Annotated in this window: 14 protein-coding genes and 1 pseudogene; 5 read left to right on the top strand and 10 right to left on the bottom strand. The window is 73.5% G+C overall.

The genetic code is table 11. The features are described 5' to 3' along the window. The first annotated feature begins 21 nt into the window (after window positions 1-21). The 3 genes from BJ961_RS10715 (at window position 22) to BJ961_RS10705 (ending at window position 2,225) form a co-directional block, all read left to right on the top strand. Window positions 22-810, top strand: a complete 789-nt coding sequence (locus tag BJ961_RS10715; RefSeq protein WP_271321095.1) for a polysaccharide deacetylase family protein — start codon at window positions 22-24, stop codon at window positions 808-810. 22 nt (window positions 811-832) lie between these two features. After that, a complete protein-coding gene (locus BJ961_RS10710) occupies window positions 833-1,273 on the top strand; it encodes an SRPBCC family protein (RefSeq protein ID WP_271321094.1) in 441 nt (146 codons plus the stop codon). A gap of 85 nt (window positions 1,274-1,358) precedes the next feature. Next, window positions 1,359-2,225, top strand: coding sequence for an endonuclease/exonuclease/phosphatase family protein (locus BJ961_RS10705; RefSeq protein ID WP_271321093.1), 867 nt, complete (start codon window positions 1,359-1,361; stop codon window positions 2,223-2,225). 108 nt (window positions 2,226-2,333) lie between these two features. On the opposite strand, the gene BJ961_RS10700 is transcribed toward BJ961_RS10705, so the two are convergent. The 6 genes from BJ961_RS10700 to BJ961_RS10675 form a co-directional block, all read right to left on the bottom strand. After that, window positions 2,334-3,158, bottom strand: coding sequence for a DUF1963 domain-containing protein (locus tag BJ961_RS10700; protein WP_271321092.1), 825 nt, complete (start codon window positions 3,156-3,158; stop codon window positions 2,334-2,336). 58 nt (window positions 3,159-3,216) lie between these two features. After that, the gene (locus tag BJ961_RS10695) at window positions 3,217-4,368 is read right to left on the bottom strand and encodes an XdhC family protein (RefSeq protein ID WP_271321091.1); all 1,152 of its coding nucleotides are present in this window, start codon (window positions 4,366-4,368) and stop codon (window positions 3,217-3,219) included. A 51-nt stretch (window positions 4,369-4,419) separates the two neighbouring features. Continuing rightward, complete coding sequence (locus BJ961_RS10690) at window positions 4,420-5,877, bottom strand: NCS2 family permease (protein WP_271321090.1); 1,458 nt, start codon at window positions 5,875-5,877, stop codon at window positions 4,420-4,422. Between the two features lie 205 nt (window positions 5,878-6,082). Next, window positions 6,083-8,467 carry a xanthine dehydrogenase family protein molybdopterin-binding subunit gene (locus BJ961_RS10685; protein ID WP_271321089.1) on the bottom strand — a complete coding sequence of 795 codons (2,385 nt, stop codon included), beginning with the start codon at window positions 8,465-8,467 and terminating at the stop codon, window positions 6,083-6,085. A gap of 2 nt (window positions 8,468-8,469) precedes the next feature. Next, window positions 8,470-9,132, bottom strand: coding sequence for a (2Fe-2S)-binding protein (locus BJ961_RS10680; RefSeq protein WP_271321088.1), 663 nt, complete (start codon window positions 9,130-9,132; stop codon window positions 8,470-8,472). Next, the gene (locus tag BJ961_RS10675) at window positions 9,132-10,022 is read right to left on the bottom strand and encodes an FAD binding domain-containing protein (RefSeq protein WP_271321087.1); all 891 of its coding nucleotides are present in this window, start codon (window positions 10,020-10,022) and stop codon (window positions 9,132-9,134) included. The genes BJ961_RS10680 and BJ961_RS10675 overlap by 1 nt, the downstream gene beginning before the upstream one ends. A gap of 286 nt (window positions 10,023-10,308) precedes the next feature. Between BJ961_RS10675 and BJ961_RS10670 the strand changes: the two genes are divergently transcribed. Next, window positions 10,309-12,012 (top strand): PucR family transcriptional regulator, encoded by a 1,704-nt coding sequence (locus tag BJ961_RS10670; RefSeq protein WP_271321086.1) that lies wholly within the window; start codon window positions 10,309-10,311, stop codon window positions 12,010-12,012. Between the two features lie 173 nt (window positions 12,013-12,185). Then, window positions 12,186-12,974, top strand: a complete 789-nt coding sequence (locus BJ961_RS10665; RefSeq protein ID WP_271321085.1) for a hypothetical protein — start codon at window positions 12,186-12,188, stop codon at window positions 12,972-12,974. 21 nt (window positions 12,975-12,995) lie between these two features. Here the strand turns inward: BJ961_RS10665 and BJ961_RS10660 are convergent, their stop codons facing one another. From BJ961_RS10660 to BJ961_RS10645, 4 genes and pseudogenes are all read right to left on the bottom strand, one after another. Further along, window positions 12,996-13,652, bottom strand: a complete 657-nt coding sequence (locus tag BJ961_RS10660) for an Rv1733c family protein (RefSeq protein ID WP_271321084.1) — start codon at window positions 13,650-13,652, stop codon at window positions 12,996-12,998. Between the two features lie 660 nt (window positions 13,653-14,312). Beyond that, a pseudogene (locus tag BJ961_RS10655) lies at window positions 14,313-15,136 on the bottom strand (rod shape-determining protein). Beyond that, window positions 15,133-15,513 (bottom strand): TraR/DksA family transcriptional regulator, encoded by a 381-nt coding sequence (locus tag BJ961_RS10650; RefSeq protein WP_271321083.1) that lies wholly within the window; start codon window positions 15,511-15,513, stop codon window positions 15,133-15,135. The pseudogene BJ961_RS10655 and the gene BJ961_RS10650 overlap by 4 nt, the downstream one beginning before the upstream one ends. A gap of 60 nt (window positions 15,514-15,573) precedes the next feature. Next, window positions 15,574-15,900 (bottom strand): TraR/DksA C4-type zinc finger protein, encoded by a 327-nt coding sequence (locus BJ961_RS10645; RefSeq protein WP_271321082.1) that lies wholly within the window; start codon window positions 15,898-15,900, stop codon window positions 15,574-15,576. Window positions 15,901-16,207 lie beyond the last annotated feature (307 nt).

Raw genomic sequence — 16,207 nt, 5'->3', positions numbered from 1 at the left:
CACTCTGTGTATAGTCCCCGCATGCCTTCGCTGACCAGGAAGATGACAAAACCGGGGACCAGGTTGCCTGCGGTCGCGACCTTCGCCGCCGCAGCGGCGCTGACCCTCGCGCTGAGCGGCTGCACGAAACTGGAGACGACCTCACCCAGCTCCGTCCGGGGCGCGGCGGGTTCCGAGGCCCGGGCGGCCTCGTTCGGCACCGTCGACTGCGCGCACGCCAAGTGCATCGCGCTGACCTTCGACGCCGGACCGAGCGAGAACTCCGCCCGGCTGCTCGACATACTCAAGGAGAAGCAGGTCCCGGCGACCTTCTTCCTGCTCGGCAAGCGGCACATCGACACCTACCCCGAGCTTGTCAGGCGCATGGCGAATGAGGGCCACGAGGTGGCGAGCCACACCTGGACGCACAAGATCCTCACGGACGCCGAGCCGGACGAGATACGCGAGGAGCTGGAGCGCCCGAACAAGGAGATAGAGCGCCTGACGGGCAGACGTCCCACCCTGATGCGCCCGCCACAGGGCCGCACGGACGACACGGTGCACGACATCTGCCGCGAGCTGGGGCTGGCGGAGGTGCTGTGGAGCGTGACCGCCAAGGACTACAAGACGAACGACTCCGACCTGATCACCGAGCGTGTCCTGGACCAGTCGTCCAGGGACGGCATCATCCTGCTGCACGACATCTACGACGGCACCGTGCCCGCCGTGCCCGGGATCATCGACGCGCTCAAGAAGCGCGGGTACGTCTTCGTGACGGTCCCCCAACTGCTCGCCCCCGGAAAGGCCGAGCCGGGCACGGTCTACCGGTAGGCGGTGTGCCTACGATCGTCCCGTGGCCACCTTCTCCTTCGAACGCACCGCCCCGCTCCCCCCGGACGAGGCCTGGCGCAGGCTCACCCGCTGGGAGCGGCACGGCGACTCCGTGCCGCTGACCCGCGTCACCGTCGCCACGCCCGGCCCCACCGGCCCGGGCACGGTGATCGTGGCCCGCACGGGTGCCGGCCCGCTCGCCTTCGACGACACGATGGAGGTGACCGTCTGGCGGCCGCCCGGGGACGGCGCCCCCGGTCTGTGCCGGCTCGACAAGCGCGGCCGCCTGGTGCGGGGCCGGGCGGAGATCGAGGTCCGGCCGGGGCCCGGCGGCCGGGCACGCGTGGTGTGGCGCGAGGAGCTGGACGTCCGGCTCCTGCCCGCCCTCTTCGACGGCGTCCTCGCCCGCTCGGGGCGGTACGTCTTCGGCCGCACGGTGAACCGGCTGCTGCGCAGCCCGTGAACCTCCGGGGGCCGGCGCGGGTCCGGCCGGCGTCGAAAGGGCGCCGCGGGCTCCGCCGGGGCGGATTCCCGCGTACCGTGCCGACATGTCTGTCAGAGCGCGCACCCTCATCCAACTGTCCGTGACCGGCGCCCTGTTGACCCTGGCCGTGGCGGCGCCGCCCGCCTCCGCCGGCCAGGGCCGCCCGGTCCCGCTGCGCATCGCCACCTACAACGTCCACGCCGGTACGGGTACGGACGGCGTCTTCGACCTCGAGAGGCAGGCCGCCGCGCTGCGCGCCCTCGACGCGGACGTGATCGGCCTCCAGGAGGTCGACGTGCACTGGGGAGCGCGCAGCCAGGGGCTCGACGTGGCCGGGGAGCTGGCGCGGCGGCTCGGCATGCGGGTGTCGTTCGCGCCGATCTACAGCCTCGATCCGGTGACGGCGGGCGGGCCCCGGCGCGAGTACGGGGTGGCGGTGCTGTCCCGCTTCCCGATCCGTTCCGCGACGAACCACGAGATCACGCGCCTGTCCACGCAGGACGAGAATCCGGCGCCGGCGCCCGCGCCCGGGTTCGGCGAGGTGACGCTCAAGGTGCGGGGTGTGCCGGTGCAGGTGTTCGTGACGCACCTCGACTACCGGGCGGACCCGGCGGTCCGGGGGGCGCAGGTCGCCGACACCCGGCGGATCATGGCCCGCGAGCGGGCACGACTGCCAGGCGCCCGCCAGTTCCTGCTGGGCGACTTCAACGCCGAGCCCTCGGCGCCCGAGCTGGCACCGCTGTGGCGGGAGCTGCGCGACGCGGGAGCCGGGCCCGGATCCCCGGGGACGTATCCGGCCGAGGCACCCGTGAAGCGGATCGACTACGTGGCCGTCGGCAAGGGCGTCCGGGTGCGCGGCGCCTCGGTCCCGGTGGAAGCCGTCGCCTCGGACCATCGCCCGGTGGTGGCGGACGTGTCGATGACCAGGTAGGGGCGGGGCCGTCCGGGTCCGCCAGACGCCTCCGCGGCAGGCCACCGGAGAGCGTGCCCGGCACGCCTGCCGTCCCCTCGTGAAGCCAGGGTGAGCCGGACTCTCGGCTCACGGGCCGTCGAAGCATCCCAGGACGGCCACCCGGTCGAAGCGCCGCGCCTCCAGATCGTTCCTCGCGACCGTCCAGAAGACGTCACCGCCGATGTGCAGGTTCCCAAGGTCCAGGACGCCGCCGTACCACTGCGCGAGAAGCGCCCAGTCGTCGGGGCGAGGCCGTGCCCATGGACTGGCCCGCCTGCCCTCCGGCTTCCCCGCACTCTCCGCCGCCATGGCGGCGGACGCGGTGACGGGGTCGTCCTCGCCGAAGGAGTCCCTGGAATACCCGTCGATCTGCAGGTGGGTCGCGTCGCGATGGTGCCGGTCCTCGTACAGCACGTCCGACCATGCCTGGCGCAGTTCCTTGGCGTGCGGGTGCTCGACGGGGTCGATGAGCACCTCGTTGTCCGGCAGGGAGAGGTCGTACCTCAGCCTCAGTTCCGCGCGCTCATGGCCGTCGGCCCCGGGGTGTTCGTCGAGGGGCGTGCCGGCGGGGACGTACATCACCCGGCCGGAGGCGTCGAGGTCGTCGGCGTGGAGCCGGGCGAAGAAGAGGAGCCGGCCGTCGGGGGGCAGTGCCAGGGTCGTCGCGTCGCCGGGCAGCGCGGCGAGGTCCAGCATCGCGATCAGCTTCAGCCCTGCCGGGAGTCGGGGAGCGCCGACGGGGAGCAGGTCGGGCCCGCCGAAGTGGCCCACGACCGGCCCGTCCACGGTGGACGCCAGGGTGGCGCAGGGACGGGCGGCCTCGAGCCACCTCTCCACCTCGACGGACGGGACGCCGCCCGCGAGCGCCTTCGCACGGAACCGGTTCGTCTTGCCGAGAATCTCGGGTTTCATGCGGTGAACATAGTGGCGGGTACGGACACATGGGCCGGGCCAGGGGCTTCGGCAGTGATCAGGCCACCGAGCCGATCCGGCCCGTGGGTGCCGTCGGGCCGTCGTGGTGGATGGGGGTGTGGGCGCCGGTCAGGGAGGCGCCCGTGCCGCCGTGGCGGGTGGCGACGATCTCGGCGGCGATGGAGAGGGCCGTCTCCTCGGGGGTGCGGGCGCCGAGGTCGAGGCCGATGGGCGATCTCAGTCGGGCCAGCTCCAGGTCGCTCACGCCGACCTCGCGCAGCCGGGCGTCGCGGTCCAGGTGGGTGCGGCGGGAGCCCATCGCGCCGACGTACGCCACCGGGAGGCGCAGCGCCAGCCGGAGCAGCGGTATGTCGAACTTGGCGTCGTGGGTCAGGACGCACAGCACCGTGCGCGCGTCGACCTCCGTGCGCCGCAGGTACTCGTGGGGCCACTCGACGACGATCTCGTCCGCGTCCGGGAAACGGGCCGGGGTCGCGAAGACGGGGCGGGCGTCGCAGACCGTCACGTGGTAGCCGAGGAACTTGCCGGCCCGGACCAGCGCCGAGGCGAAGTCGATCGCACCGAAGACGATCATGCGGGGGGCCGGGACCGAGGACTCGATCAGCACGGTCAGCGGTACTCCGCAGCGCGAGCCCTGTTCGCCGATCTCCAGCGTGCCGGTGCGCCCGGCGTCCAGGAAGGCGCTCGCCTCGGCGGCGGCCGTGCGGTCCAGTTCGGGGTGGCCGCCGAAGCCGCCGGCGCGGGTGCCGTCCGCGCGGACGAGGAGCGCGCGGCCCAGCAGGTCGCCGGGGCCGCTCACGACCCGGGCCACGGCTGCCGTCTCGCCGTTCGCGGCGGCGGCGAGCGCGGCGGCCAGCACCGGCCGGGCGGGATCCGCCGCCCGTACCGGTGTGACGAGGATGTCGATGACCCCGCCGCAGGTCAGCCCCACGGCGAAGGCGTCCTCGTCGCTGTAGCCGAAGCGTTCGAGGACGGTTTCGCCGTCCTCCAGGGCCTGCCGGCACAGCTCGTACACGGCCCCCTCCACGCATCCGCCGGAGACCGAGCCGATCACCGTCGCGTCGGCGTCCACCGCGAGGGCGGCGCCGGGGCGGCGGGGCGCGCTGCCGCCGACGGCCACCACGGTGGCCACGGCGAAGTCGCGTCCCTGCTCGACCCACCGGTGCAGCTCTTCGGCGATGTCCAGCATCTTTCGGTCCTCCTTGGACAACAGGTACGTGAAGGGTTCCCGTCGTGGCGGCTAGTGCACGCCCAGCCAGCTCTCGATCGGGTTGAGGGCGAAGTAGACGACGAAGATCACCGTCAGCACCCACATGAACGCGCCGATCTCCCGGGCCTTGCCCTGGGCGGCCTTGATGGCGACGTAGGAGATGACACCGGCGGCGACACCGGCGGTGATGGAGTACGTGAACGGCATCAGGACGACGGTCAGGAAGACCGGGATCGCGGTGGCCCGGTCGGCCCAGTCCACGTGCCGGGCGTTCATCATCATCATCGCGCCGATGACCACCAGGGCCGCCGAGGCGACCTCCTGCGGCACGATCGCGGTGATCGGCGTGAAGAAGAGGCAGGCGGCGAAGAACACGCCGGTGACGACGGAGGCGAGCCCGGTGCGGGCCCCCTCGCCGACGCCGGTCGCGGACTCCACGAAGACGGTCTGGCCGGAGCCGCCCGCCACGCCGCCGATGGCACCGCCGGCGCCGTCGATGAACAGTGCCTTCGACAGGCCCGGCATCCGGCCCTTGTCGTCGGCGAGCTTCGCCTCGGTGCCGACGCCGATGATGGTGGCCATCGCGTCGAAGAACCCGGCGAGCACCAGCGTGAAGACGATCATGCCGACCGTCATCGCGCCGACCTCGCCCCAGCCACCGAACTCCAGGCCGCCGAAGAGCGAGAAGTCCGGCATGGAGACCGCGCTGCCGTGCAGTTCGGGGGCGCCGTTGGCCCACTGCTTCGGGTCGATGACCCCGGCGGCGTTCAGGATCGCCGCGACGATCGTGCCGGTGACGATGCCGATCAGGATCGCGCCGGGCATGTTGCGCGCCTGGAGCATGAAGATCAGCAGCAGGGTGCCCGCGAAGAGCAGGACCGGCCAGCCCGCGAGTTCCCCGGCCGGGCCGAGGGTGAGCGGGGTCGCCTTGCCCGCGTGGACGAAGCCGCCCTTGACCAGGCCGATGATGGCGATGAACAGGCCGATGCCCATGGTGATGCCGTGCTTGAGGGCCAGCGGGATCGCGTTCATGATCATCTCGCGGAGCCCGGTGACCACGAGCAGCATGATCACCACGCCGTACATCACACACATGCCCATGGCCTGCGGCCAGGTCATCTGCGGGGCGACCTGCCCCGCGATCACCCCGGACACCGAGAGCCCGGCGGCCAGGGCGAGCGGCACCTTGCCGACGAAGCCCATCAGGAGCGTGGTGACCGCCGCGGCGAGCGCCGTCGCGGTGATCAGGGCCTTCTGCCCCAGGGTGTCCCCCGCGGCGTCCTTGCCGGACAGGATGACGGGGTTGAGCAGGACGATGTACGCCATCGCCATGAAGGTGGTGACGCCGCCGCGCATCTCGCGCGCGACGGTGGATCCTCTGTGCGATATGTGAAAGTACCGGTCGAGCCAAGACCGGCCGGAGGGGACGCGGGAACCCGCGCCCGCGTCCTCGGCGGTGGTCTTGGGCTCCAGTGACTGCTGGGTCATGGGGCCGTCTCCCAAGGTTCATAGGTGCACCCGTGCCGCTCGCCTTCGGCGAACGCGCGGGATTTGGGATATGCACGACCCGGGGGACGGCCCGAGACGAACGCATGTGTGGTGGTACGTCAAGCACCGCGAGCGGAGCGGGACTTGGGCTGTGCTCCGGGCGGCGCGGAGGGTGTGACGTTCCGTGCGCCGCCCGGAGGGTCTGCTACGCCGTACCGGTCAGGTGCTCCGGTCGTACGGGCGTGCGGTCGAGCGCCAGCCCGGTCGCGTTCCGGACGGCCGCGAGGACCGCCGGGGTGGACGACAGGGTGGGGGCCTCGCCGATGCCGCGCAGCCCGTACGGCGCGTGGTCGTCGGCGAGTTCGAGCACGTCGACCGGGATGGTCGGCGTGTCGAGGATGGTGGGGAGCAGGTAGTCCGTGAAGGAGGGGTTGCGGACCTTCGCCGTCTTCGGGTCGACGACGATCTCCTCCATGATGGCGATGCCCAGGCCCTGGGTGGTGCCGCCCTGGATCTGCCCGATGACGGAGAGCGGGTTGAGCGCCTTGCCGACGTCCTGCGCGCAGGCCAGTTCGACGACCTTGACCAGGCCGAGTTCGGTGTCGACCTCGACGACGGCGCGGTGCGCGGCGAAGGAGTACTGGACATGGCCGTTGCCCTGGCCGGTGCGCAGGTCGAAGGGCTCGGTCGGCCGGTGCCGCCACTCCTCCTCGACCTCGACGGCCTCGCCCTCCAGGACGTCCACGAGGTCGGACAGGACCTCGCCGCCGTCGGTGACGACCTTGCCGCCCTCCAGGAGGAGTTCGGCGGTGGCCCAGGCCGGGTGGTAGGAGCCGAACTTGCGGCGCCCGATCTCCAGGACCTTCTCGCGCACCAGCTCGCAGGCGTTCTTCACGGCGCCGCCGGTGACGTAGGTCTGCCGGGAGGCGGAGGTGGAGCCGGCCGAGCCGACCTGGGTGTCGGCCGGGTGGATGGTGACCCGGGTGACGCCCAGTTCGGTGCGGGCGATCTGCGCGTGGACGGTGACGCCGCCCTGGCCGACCTCCGCCATCGCGGTGTGCACGGTGGCCACCGGTTCGCCGCCGACGACCTCCACGCGGACCCGGGCGGTGGAGTAGTCGTCGAAGCCCTCGGAGAAGCCGACGTTCTTGATGCCGACCGCGTAGCCGACGCCGCGGACGACGCCCTCGCCGTGCGTGGTGTTGGACAGGCCGCCGGGCAGCTGCCGTACGTCGGAACCCTCGCTGGACTCCCACTGGCGCTCCGGCGGCATCGGCATCGCCTTGACGCGGCGCAGGAGTTCGGCGACCGGCGCCGGGGAGTCGACGGGCTGCCCGGTGGGCATGATCGTGCCCTGCTCCATGGCGTTGATCCGGCGGAACTCCACCGGGTCCATGCCGAGTTCCTTCGCGACCTTGTCCATCTGCGCCTCGTAGGCGAAGCACGCCTGGACCGCGCCGAAGCCGCGCATCGCGCCGCAGGGCGGGTTGTTGGAGTAGAGGGCGATGGCCTCGATGTCCACGTCGTCGACGACGTACGGGCCCACCGCGAGCGAGGCGGCGTTGCCGACGACCGCCGGGGAGGCCGAGGCGTAGGCGCCGCCGTCCAGGACGATGCGGCACTTCAGGTGGGTGAGCCTGCCGTCCCTGGTGGCGCCGTGCTCGTAGTGCAGGCGGGCCGGGTGGCGGTGGACGTGGCCGAAGAAGGACTCGAACCGGTTGTAGACGATCTTGACGGGCTTGCCGGTGCGCATCGCCAGCAGGCAGGCGTGGATCTGCATCGACAGGTCCTCGCGCCCGCCGAAGGCGCCGCCGACGCCGGAGAGCGTCATACGCACCTTGTCCTCGGGCAGGCCGAGGACCGGGGCGATCTGCTTGAGGTCGGAGTGCAGCCACTGGGTGGCGATGTAGAGGTCGACGCCGCCGTCCTCGGCGGGCACCGCGAGGCCGGACTCGGGGCCGAGGAAGGCCTGGTCCTGCATGCCGAAGTAGTAGTCGCCCTCGACGATCACGTCCGCCCGGGCGGCCGCCGCGTCGGCGTCGCCGCGCACGATCGGCTGGCGGTGCACGATGTTGGGGTGCGGGACGTGGCCGATGTGGTGGTCGTCGCGGTTCTCGTGAAGGAGCAGCGCGTCGGGGGCGGTCGCGGAGGCCTCGTCGGTGATGACGGGCAGCTCCCGGTACTCCACCTTGATCTTGGCGGCGGCGCGGCGCGCGGTCTCCGGGTGGTCGGCGGCGACGATGGCGACCGGCTCGCCGTGGTGGCGGACCCTGCCGTGGGCCAGGACGGGGGTGTCCTGGATCTCCAGGCCGTAATGGCGCACCTCGGTGGGCAGGTCGTCGTACGTCATGACGGCGTGGACGCCCGCCGTGGCGAGGGCCTCGCCGGTGTCGATGGAGACGATCTCGGCGTGCGCGACGGTGGAGCGCAGGATCTGGCCCCAGAGCATGTCCTCGTGCCACATGTCGGAGGAGTACGCGAACTCGCCGGTGACCTTGAGGGTGCCGTCCGGGCGGAGCGTGGACTCGCCGATGCCGCCCCTGGTCCGGGAACCCTGCGTGATTGTGGTGGGTGCGCCGTTGGCAGCCATGCTCAGACCCCCTCGGACTGGCGGGCGGCCGCCAGGCGGACCGCGTCCATGATCTTCTCGTAGCCCGTGCAGCGGCACAGGTTGCCCGACAGCGCCTCGCGGATGTCCGCGTCGGTCGGGTTGGGGTTGCGCTCCAGCATCTCGTCGGCGGCGACGAGCAGGCCGGGTGTGCAGAAGCCGCACTGGACGGCGCCGGCGTCGATGAACGCCTGCTGGATCGGGGCCAGTTCGATGCCCTCGCCGGTCTGCGAGTCGGTCCCGTGCGCCTGCCAGCGCTTGGCCCCGTCGAGCGAGGCGCTCGCGCCGCCCCGGCCGCCGTCCCCGCGGGCGCCGGTGGCGCAGCCCTCGGCGCGGTCCTCGGCGCGGTCCTCGGCGCGGTCCTCGGCGCGGTCCTCGGCGCGGTCCTCGGCGCGGTCCTTGGCGAACTCCGCCAGGCCCTCGACGGTGACGACCTCGCGGCCCTCGGCCTGTCCGGCCGCGACCAGGCAGGAGCACACCGGCACGCCGTCCAGGCGGACCGTGCAGGAGCCGCACTCGCCCTGCTCGCAGGCGTTCTTGGAGCCGGGCAGGCCCATCCGCTCGCGCAGCACGTACAGCAGGGACTCGCCCTCCCACACGTCGTCGGCTTCCTGCGGACGTCCGTTGACAGTGAAGTTGACGCGCATTACGCGGCTCCCTCCGTGGTGTGGCGGGTGCCGCGGTACGACTCCCAGGTCCAGGTGAGCGTCCGGCGGGCCATCACGCCGACCGCGTGGCGGCGGTAGCTCGCGGTGCCCCGGACGTCGTCGATGGGGTTGCAGGCGGCGGAGCACAGGTCGGCGAACTGCTTGGCGGCCGACGGGGTGATGATCTTCCCGTTGTCCCAGAAGCCGCCCTCCTCCAGCGCCGCGTTCAGGAACTCCTCGGCGGCGGTGGCGCGGACCGGGGTGGGCGCGGCCGAGCCGATGCCGGTGCGCACGGTGCGGGTCTCGGGGTGGAGGGCGAGGCCGAAGGCGCACACGGCGATGACCATGGCGTTGCGGGTGCCGACCTTGGAGAACTGCTGGGGTCCGTCGGCCTTCTGGACGTGGACGGCGCGGATCAGCTCGTCGGGTTCCAGCGCGTTGCGCTTCACGCCCGTGTAGAACGCGTCGATCGGGATGCGGCGGACGCCGCGCACCGACTCGGCCTCGACCTCGGCGCCGGCGGCGAGCAGCGCGGGGTGCGCGTCACCGGCCGGGGAGGCGGTGCCGAGGTTCCCGCCCACGCCGCCGCGGTTGCGGATCTGCGGGGAGGCGACCGTGTGCGAGGCCAGGGCGAGTCCCGGCAGCTCGGTGCGCAGGTTCTCCATGATCCGCGTGTAGGGCACGGAGGCGCCGAGCCGTACGGAGTCGTCGCCGACCTCCCACTCGGTGAGGTCGCCGATGCGGCCGAGATCCATGAGGTACTCGGGCCGACGGTGGTCGAAGTTGATCTCGACCATCACGTCGGTGCCGCCCGCGATCGACACAGCGGTGGGGTGCTCGGCCTTGACGGCGAGCGCCTCCTCCCAGCTGGCGGGGCGAAGGAAGTCCATGACCGGCTCTCTTCTTCGTCTACTTGGGGGCGTACAGATTGAGCCAATCCGTGTGCGGCGGTCCCGGCTCGTTCATGTGGTGTTCACGTGGAGTGGGCTCAGTACACCGCTCTGTCCTCCACCGGGGTCAGTCGCAGAAACCATGAAGGAGTTGGCTGGCCAGCGCGGGCATCTTGTAGATTCGTATGAAAGGAGGTCCTCATGCACCTCCTCGTTTTCCTCCGGTAACGGGCGCCACAGCCGCGTGACCTGGAACACTTCGAGACAAAGAACGGCGGCGACGAGAATGCGGCTGCGCGCACTGCTGGACACCGACGCGCTGGGCCTCAAGCTGCTCGGCGGCGAGGACGAGCTGGACCGCACGGTCCGCGGGGTGATGACCACCGACCTGCGGGACCCGAGCCGCTACCTCTCGGGCGGCGAACTGGTCCTCACCGGCCTGGCCTGGCGCCGGGACGCCGCCGACTCCGAGCCGTTCGTCCGCCTCCTGGTGCAGGCCCAGGTGGCCGCGCTGGCGGCCGGTGAGGCGGAGCTGGGGAGCGTGCCGGAGGATCTGGTGGCGGCGTGCGCGCGGCACCGGCTGCCGCTGTTCGCGGTGAACGAGTCGGTGGCGTTCGCGACGATCACCGAGCACGTCGTGCGGCAGGTGTCGGGCGAGCGGGCCGGCGACCTCGCGGCCGTGGTGGACCGCCACCGCCGGATGATGACGTCGGGACCGGCGGGCGGCGGCCCCGACGTCGTCCTGGACCTGCTCGGCTCCGACCTCGACCTGCGGGCCTGGGTGCTCTCCCCCACCGGACGGCAGGTCGCCGGGCCGAAGGACGCGGAGCCCGCGCTGTCGGCCGAGGTGTGCGCCAGACTGGCGGCGGAGCACCTCGCGGCCACCCGGACGGGCCGGCGGGCGCCGTACCGGGTGCCGGTGGGCGGCACGACGTACAGCCTCTTCCCGGTGCGCGGGCGCGGGCAGCTCCAGGCGATGGCCCCGGGGGCGCGGGCGCCGCAGGGCACGGGCCGGGACGGGCGCGAGACGGTGCTGTCCGACTGGCTGCTCGTGGTGGAGGCGGACGCCGGGGAGTGGGCCGAGGAACGCCTCGACCTGCTGTACGGCGTCACCCAGCTCATCGCGGTCGAGCGCGACCGGCGCGACGCGGCCCGCACGGTGCGGCGGCGGCTGGCGCAGGAGGTCCTGGAGCTGGTGCAGACGGGCGCCGCGCCCGCCGAGATCGCGGCCCGGCTGCGGGTGGCGGCGCCGGTGCTGCTGCCGGGCCTCGGCGCGGCCCCGCACTGGCAGGTCGTGGTGGCCCGCGTGGAGTGGGAGGACGGCGCCGGGGAGACCGGCCGGGTCGCGCAGACCCTGCTCGAGGAGATCCTCGTCGACCCGCACGCCGCCGGCCCCGAGCAGTCCGACCGGATCGCCGTGGCGCACACGGGCGACGAGGCCGTCGCCCTCGTACCGCTGCCCGCGGTCTCCAGCGAGCACGACGGCTCCGAGACGGGAGTCCTGGCGGACGCGCTGCTGGAGTCCGTACGGGAACCGCTGTCGGCGGGTCTCGACGGCGACGGGCGCCTCACGCTCGGTGTCAGTGCGGCCGTGCACTCGGCGGAGGGGCTGCGCGGGGCGCTGGAGGAGGCCCGGCACGCGCGCCGGGTCGCCGCCGCCCGCCCCGGCCGGGTCTGCGCGGCCGGCCACCAGGAGCTGGCCTCGCACGTACTCCTGCTCCCCTTCGTGCCGGACGACGTCCGCCGCGCGTTCACCGCCCGGCTCCTCGACCCGCTGCGGGACTACGACCGCCGCCACCGCGCCGAGCTGATCCCGACGTTGGAGGCGTTCCTGGACAGCGACGGCTCCTGGACGCGCTGCGCGAACCGGCTGCACCTGCACGTCAACACGTTGCGCTACCGCGTCGGGCGGATCGAGCAGTTGACGGGGCGTGATCTGTCGCGGCTCGAGGACAAGCTGGATTTCTTCCTGGCCCTGCGCATGAGCTGAGGCGGGAAGCGCGGGACGGCCCCGGCGCGAGCCCGGGGGCGTCCCAAACCTCGGAGCGGGAAGTCCCACCACTTTGTGAAATCTTTCACCCATCCCCTTGGCCGGGCCGCCGGATCCGTGCTGAGATGCGGCCACCACTCGAGAGCTCGATGGCGTGCTAAGGGGAGGGCGACGTGGCGCATTCCGCCATGGCTGGTTCTGGCTGGGGAACGACCGAAGGTGACGATCCGCTCCAGACCGCGGTATGGCGGTTGCGCTCGCGCGGCTGCTGGGCCGACGCGGCGGCCCTGCTGGAGCCGGTCACCGCGGACACCGCGTTGCAGCGGACCGCGCTGCTGGTGGAGCGGTGCCTGTACACGGAGCAGGGCTGGGCCGAGGCCGAGGACGCGCTGCGCACCGCGGAGGCGCTGGCCGACAGCGACGACGAACGCGGGGCCGCCGCCTGTGAACGGGGGCAACTCGCGTACGCCGCCACGGTGCACGGGGTGCGTGACCGGGCCGACGAGGCGCGGGCCGCGCTGGGCCGGTCGGCTGCCCTGATCGCGCCGGGGGCGAAGGGGCGGGCCCTGCTGGACTTCCGGCGCGGGCTCCTCGCGGAGAACCTCACCCGGTCTCCGCAGGCCGCCCGCGCGGCCTACCGGCGCGCACACGCCGGCGCGACGGCGCACGCCGAGCCGCTGCTCCTGTCCTTCACCTGGCGGCATCTGGCCGGACTGGCCCTGCGCGAGGGGGAGCTGACGGAGGCGCGGCACGGTTTCGCCGAGTCGCTGCGCATCCGCGAGGAGCTGGGGTACCTCGTCGGTACGGCGCCCGCGCTGGCCTCGCTGGCCGACGCGGAGAGCGAACCGGAGGCGTCCCGGCTGCGGGAGGAGGCGCGGCGGCTGTTCCGGCTCCTCGGCGGGGTGCCGACGTGGCTGGCCCGGCAGTTGGCACCGCCCGCGGCTGGCGCGGCGACGGCGTGAGGGGCCGTACCCGGCGAGGCGTCACGGGAATCCGCACCAGCGCGGGGCCGTGTTGGCCCAGGCCGCGTCCCACTGGGCGAGGTTGCGCCGGTGGAGCACGAGACCGGTGACGGCGTGGGCCGCGAGTCCGGTGAGGACGACGCCCAGGAAGGCGAGGATCGCCCAGCCCATCGTGCGGCTGCGGATCTGCTCCGCGGTCAGCGGCGGCTCGGTGATCCTGCCCCGCGCGTCGACCCAGACCAGGACGGTGCTGTCCGCGGGCAGCCCCGGTGCGACCTCGGTCGTCCCGGTCCGGGGCGCCCCGTCCGGGCCGGTGAAGCGGACCGGCACCGGGTAGCGGGCCTTCTTCGCCTCGTCCGACCCCGGCTCGGGGTGGCGCGGGGCGTCGTGGGTCAGGACGGCGGGACGGTGGTCCCGGGTCCGCGCCTCGTGGTCGGCGGTCGTGCGGTAGTGGCGGTAGGCGCTGTCGCCCACCCCGAACATCGCCGCCGGGGCCGCCACCAGCACGGCGAGCACGAGCCCGAGCGAGACCCACGCCCGCAGCCGGTCGCTGGGCCGGCGCAACGGGTTGCGCCGCCATCGCCACAGCACGAGGTAGGGGTGTCCCACGGTGTCGGGGACGGGATCGGGACCGGGAACGGCGGGTGGTGGCTGGGCTGGAGGAATCTCACCGGCCACGGTGTGCCTCCTTCCTGGCTCGGGACGGGGCGGCCTGTCGTGTCGAACGAGCGAGCGAGCATGTGAGGGACGGGGCACGGCCGACACCGGGGCGGGCACCGGCCGCACGGGCGGGGGGTGGGGCAGGGTATGGGGACGGGGCGCGGGCGGACGGACGGGCGCGGACGTAGGGACGGGGGCTGCGGGTGCGGGGTCGGCCGGGCGGGTCGTGGACGGGCTGAACGCCGGGGACGCGTGCCGAGTGGCCGGATCCCCGGTGCTCCGGCCGGGGCGCCGGCCCGGGGCCACCGGGCGCCGGAGGTGCCGCACCGTGCACCGGCACCCTGATCGGCCCCGCGCCCCGGCACGGCAACCGCCCCGACGGCAGGGACGAGCGGACCCCGGCCGCCGGGACGGTCGGCCCACCCGCGGCACCCCCGCGCACCGGCGGTACCACCACCCGGAACTGGCACCACGCACCACGCACCACCCACCGGCCACCGCACCACCCCGACGGCAGGGACGAGCGGACCCCCGCCGCCGGGGTGGTCGGGCCCACTCCGGAGCCCCGGGCCGGTGACGACCCGTCGAGGCGGAGACCGGTGCCCGGTGGGCAGGCCGTGCTCCGCCGTCCCGGCGTCCGCGGGGCGGGGCCCGGGGACGCGGTGGCTCGGCGCGGTGTCAGTGCGGGTGGGCGGACGGGGGTCCGTGCCCGTGGTCGGCGGGTGGGAGTGAGCCGCCTCCAGGAGCCGGGCGGCGCCGCGCACGGCGGCCGTGTGCGGCGCCGGCACCGCCCGCAGCGGCACGTGCAGCAGGTCGGCGAGCCGGCAGGTGATCTCGGGGCGCAGCGCGCCCCCGCCCGCCAGCAGCGGTCCCCTGCCCAGCGCGTCCACGGTGAGGGACGTCTCGTCCTGCCGCAGCATCGAGGTCGTCATGTCGGCCAGCGCCTCACCGATCCGCGCGGACGGCGTCGCGTCGTCGATGTCCCCGGTGCCCAGCGCCGTGCGGCGCGCGTCGAAGACGGCGCCGTCGACCAGCAGCACCACCTCCGTGAGATGGGCGCCGATGTCCATGACGAGCAGCGGGCGGGACAGGTCGGCGCCCGCCGCGAGGGCCACGGCCCGCGCGCTGGGTACGGTCAGCACGGTGCGCGGGCGCAGCACCTCCACGGCCGTACGGGCCTCGCTCCGGTAGGCCGGCCCGCCCAGCACCGGCGCGGTCACCACGACCACCGGGCGGCCGAAGCGGGGCAGCCGGTGGCCCAGCAGCCGGTCCAGCATCCGCGCCGTGCCCTCGGTGTCGACGATGGAGCCGCGCTGGATGGGGTACACCGCGCCCGTGCCGGGGAAGGTCACTGTCGGCACGTCGAGGATCATCCCGCGCCCGGCGACCCAGGCGCGGGTACGGGCGCTGCCCATGTCGAGGGCGACGCCGCCGCACTGCCGGCACAGGGGCCAGGGCCGGTGCCGGGACAGGGCGGCGCGGGGCCGCCGAAGGAGTGTCATCGTCCGGCCTCCCGCACCTGCTGGCAGCGGGCGCAGTAGCGGGCCTGCGGCACGATCATCAGGCGGTCGCGGTCGATGGCACGCCGGCACAGATGGCAACGGCCGTAGCGGCCCTCGGCCATGCGGTCGAGGGCGGCCTCCACGTCGGCGAGGACCATGCGCGCGGAGGCCGCGAGCTTGACCCGGACCTCGGTCTGCGCGGCGGACCGACGCCGGATCAGCTCGTCGGCGCGGGACGGGACGGCCGTGATCTGCCGCAGCTGGTCCTCGCGGAACAGCCGTTGCTCCCGGAGGTTTTCCCGGAGCGCGGCCAGGTCCTCGGGCGACAGGGGCGACAGACGTGTGTCGCGGTCGCCGATGGTCTGGTGGTTCACCACTTCACCCCTTGGGCAGGGCGGGAGGGACGTGACGGGGGACGGAGGGGACGGAGCGCGCCGTCAGGCGGCGGCGCGGCGCTGGCAGGCGACGCAGTACCGCGTGTAGGGGAGGATTTCCAGACGCTCCCCCGGGACGGGCTTGCCGCAGCCCAGGCAGGTGCCGTAGGTGCCGTCCTCGATGCGGGCGAAGGCCTCTTCGATCTCCTTGAGCACGCGCTCGATCGCGGCCTTCTGCGCGGACATCAGCTGGTCGTCCGCCTGGCCGCTCTCGCCGAGGGCCTGGAGCTGGGTCATGCGGGTGTTGCGGGCGTGTTCGAGACGCTGGCGTGCCTCGTGAGCGGTCAGCCGCTCGGGGCGGGGTTCGATGCGGGAGGCGTCGAGCGACACGGTGAGTGGTCCTTTTCTGGAAAGGTTCTGCGGGTATGCCGAGTGCCGGGCCGATCCGGCCCGGTCGTCCTCAACCCTGGACGGGCCGTCGGGGGAATCCCATCGGGCGCAGGACCCATTTGCCCGGGGACGCGGGATCCACTCGGCGGTGCGCCGGGGCGGCCATATGGGTGTGCCGCGACGCGGAAATGGGGGTCGGGCCCCATCGACCGGAGGGGCCCGGGCGGGGCACGCTGGTCGCTTGCTCGGTCGCTACCTGGGCCGCAGCTCCCACCGAGGGTGCGCGATGACCGACAGTAGAGGCGTA

It is taken from the genome of Streptomyces lienomycini (assembly GCF_027947595.1).
Classification (GTDB): Bacteria; Actinomycetota; Actinomycetes; order Streptomycetales; family Streptomycetaceae; genus Streptomyces; species Streptomyces lienomycini.
Note: the sequence above shows the minus strand (reverse complement) of the source record. Positions and strands in the feature narration are given on the sequence as shown.

What these genes read in the sequence shown, in the direction of transcription:
- BJ961_RS10690 (WP_271321090.1), bottom strand. Translation starts at nt 5,877, where the DNA reads ATGACCCAGCAGTCACTGGAGCCCAAGACCACCGCCGAGGACGCGGGC.
- BJ961_RS10675 (WP_271321087.1), bottom strand. Translation starts at nt 10,022, where the DNA reads ATGGACTTCCTTCGCCCCGCCAGCTGGGAGGAGGCGCTCGCCGTCAAG.
- BJ961_RS10685 (WP_271321089.1), bottom strand. Translation starts at nt 8,467, where the DNA reads ATGGCTGCCAACGGCGCACCCACCACAATCACGCAGGGTTCCCGGACC.
- BJ961_RS10680 (WP_271321088.1), bottom strand. Translation starts at nt 9,132, where the DNA reads ATGCGCGTCAACTTCACTGTCAACGGACGTCCGCAGGAAGCCGACGAC.
- BJ961_RS10715 (WP_271321095.1), top strand. Translation starts at nt 22, where the DNA reads ATGCCTTCGCTGACCAGGAAGATGACAAAACCGGGGACCAGGTTGCCT.
- BJ961_RS10700 (WP_271321092.1), bottom strand. Translation starts at nt 3,158, where the DNA reads ATGAAACCCGAGATTCTCGGCAAGACGAACCGGTTCCGTGCGAAGGCG.
- BJ961_RS10670 (WP_271321086.1), top strand. Translation starts at nt 10,309, where the DNA reads ATGCGGCTGCGCGCACTGCTGGACACCGACGCGCTGGGCCTCAAGCTG.
- BJ961_RS10705 (WP_271321093.1), top strand. Translation starts at nt 1,359, where the DNA reads ATGTCTGTCAGAGCGCGCACCCTCATCCAACTGTCCGTGACCGGCGCC.
- BJ961_RS10695 (WP_271321091.1), bottom strand. Translation starts at nt 4,368, where the DNA reads ATGCTGGACATCGCCGAAGAGCTGCACCGGTGGGTCGAGCAGGGACGC.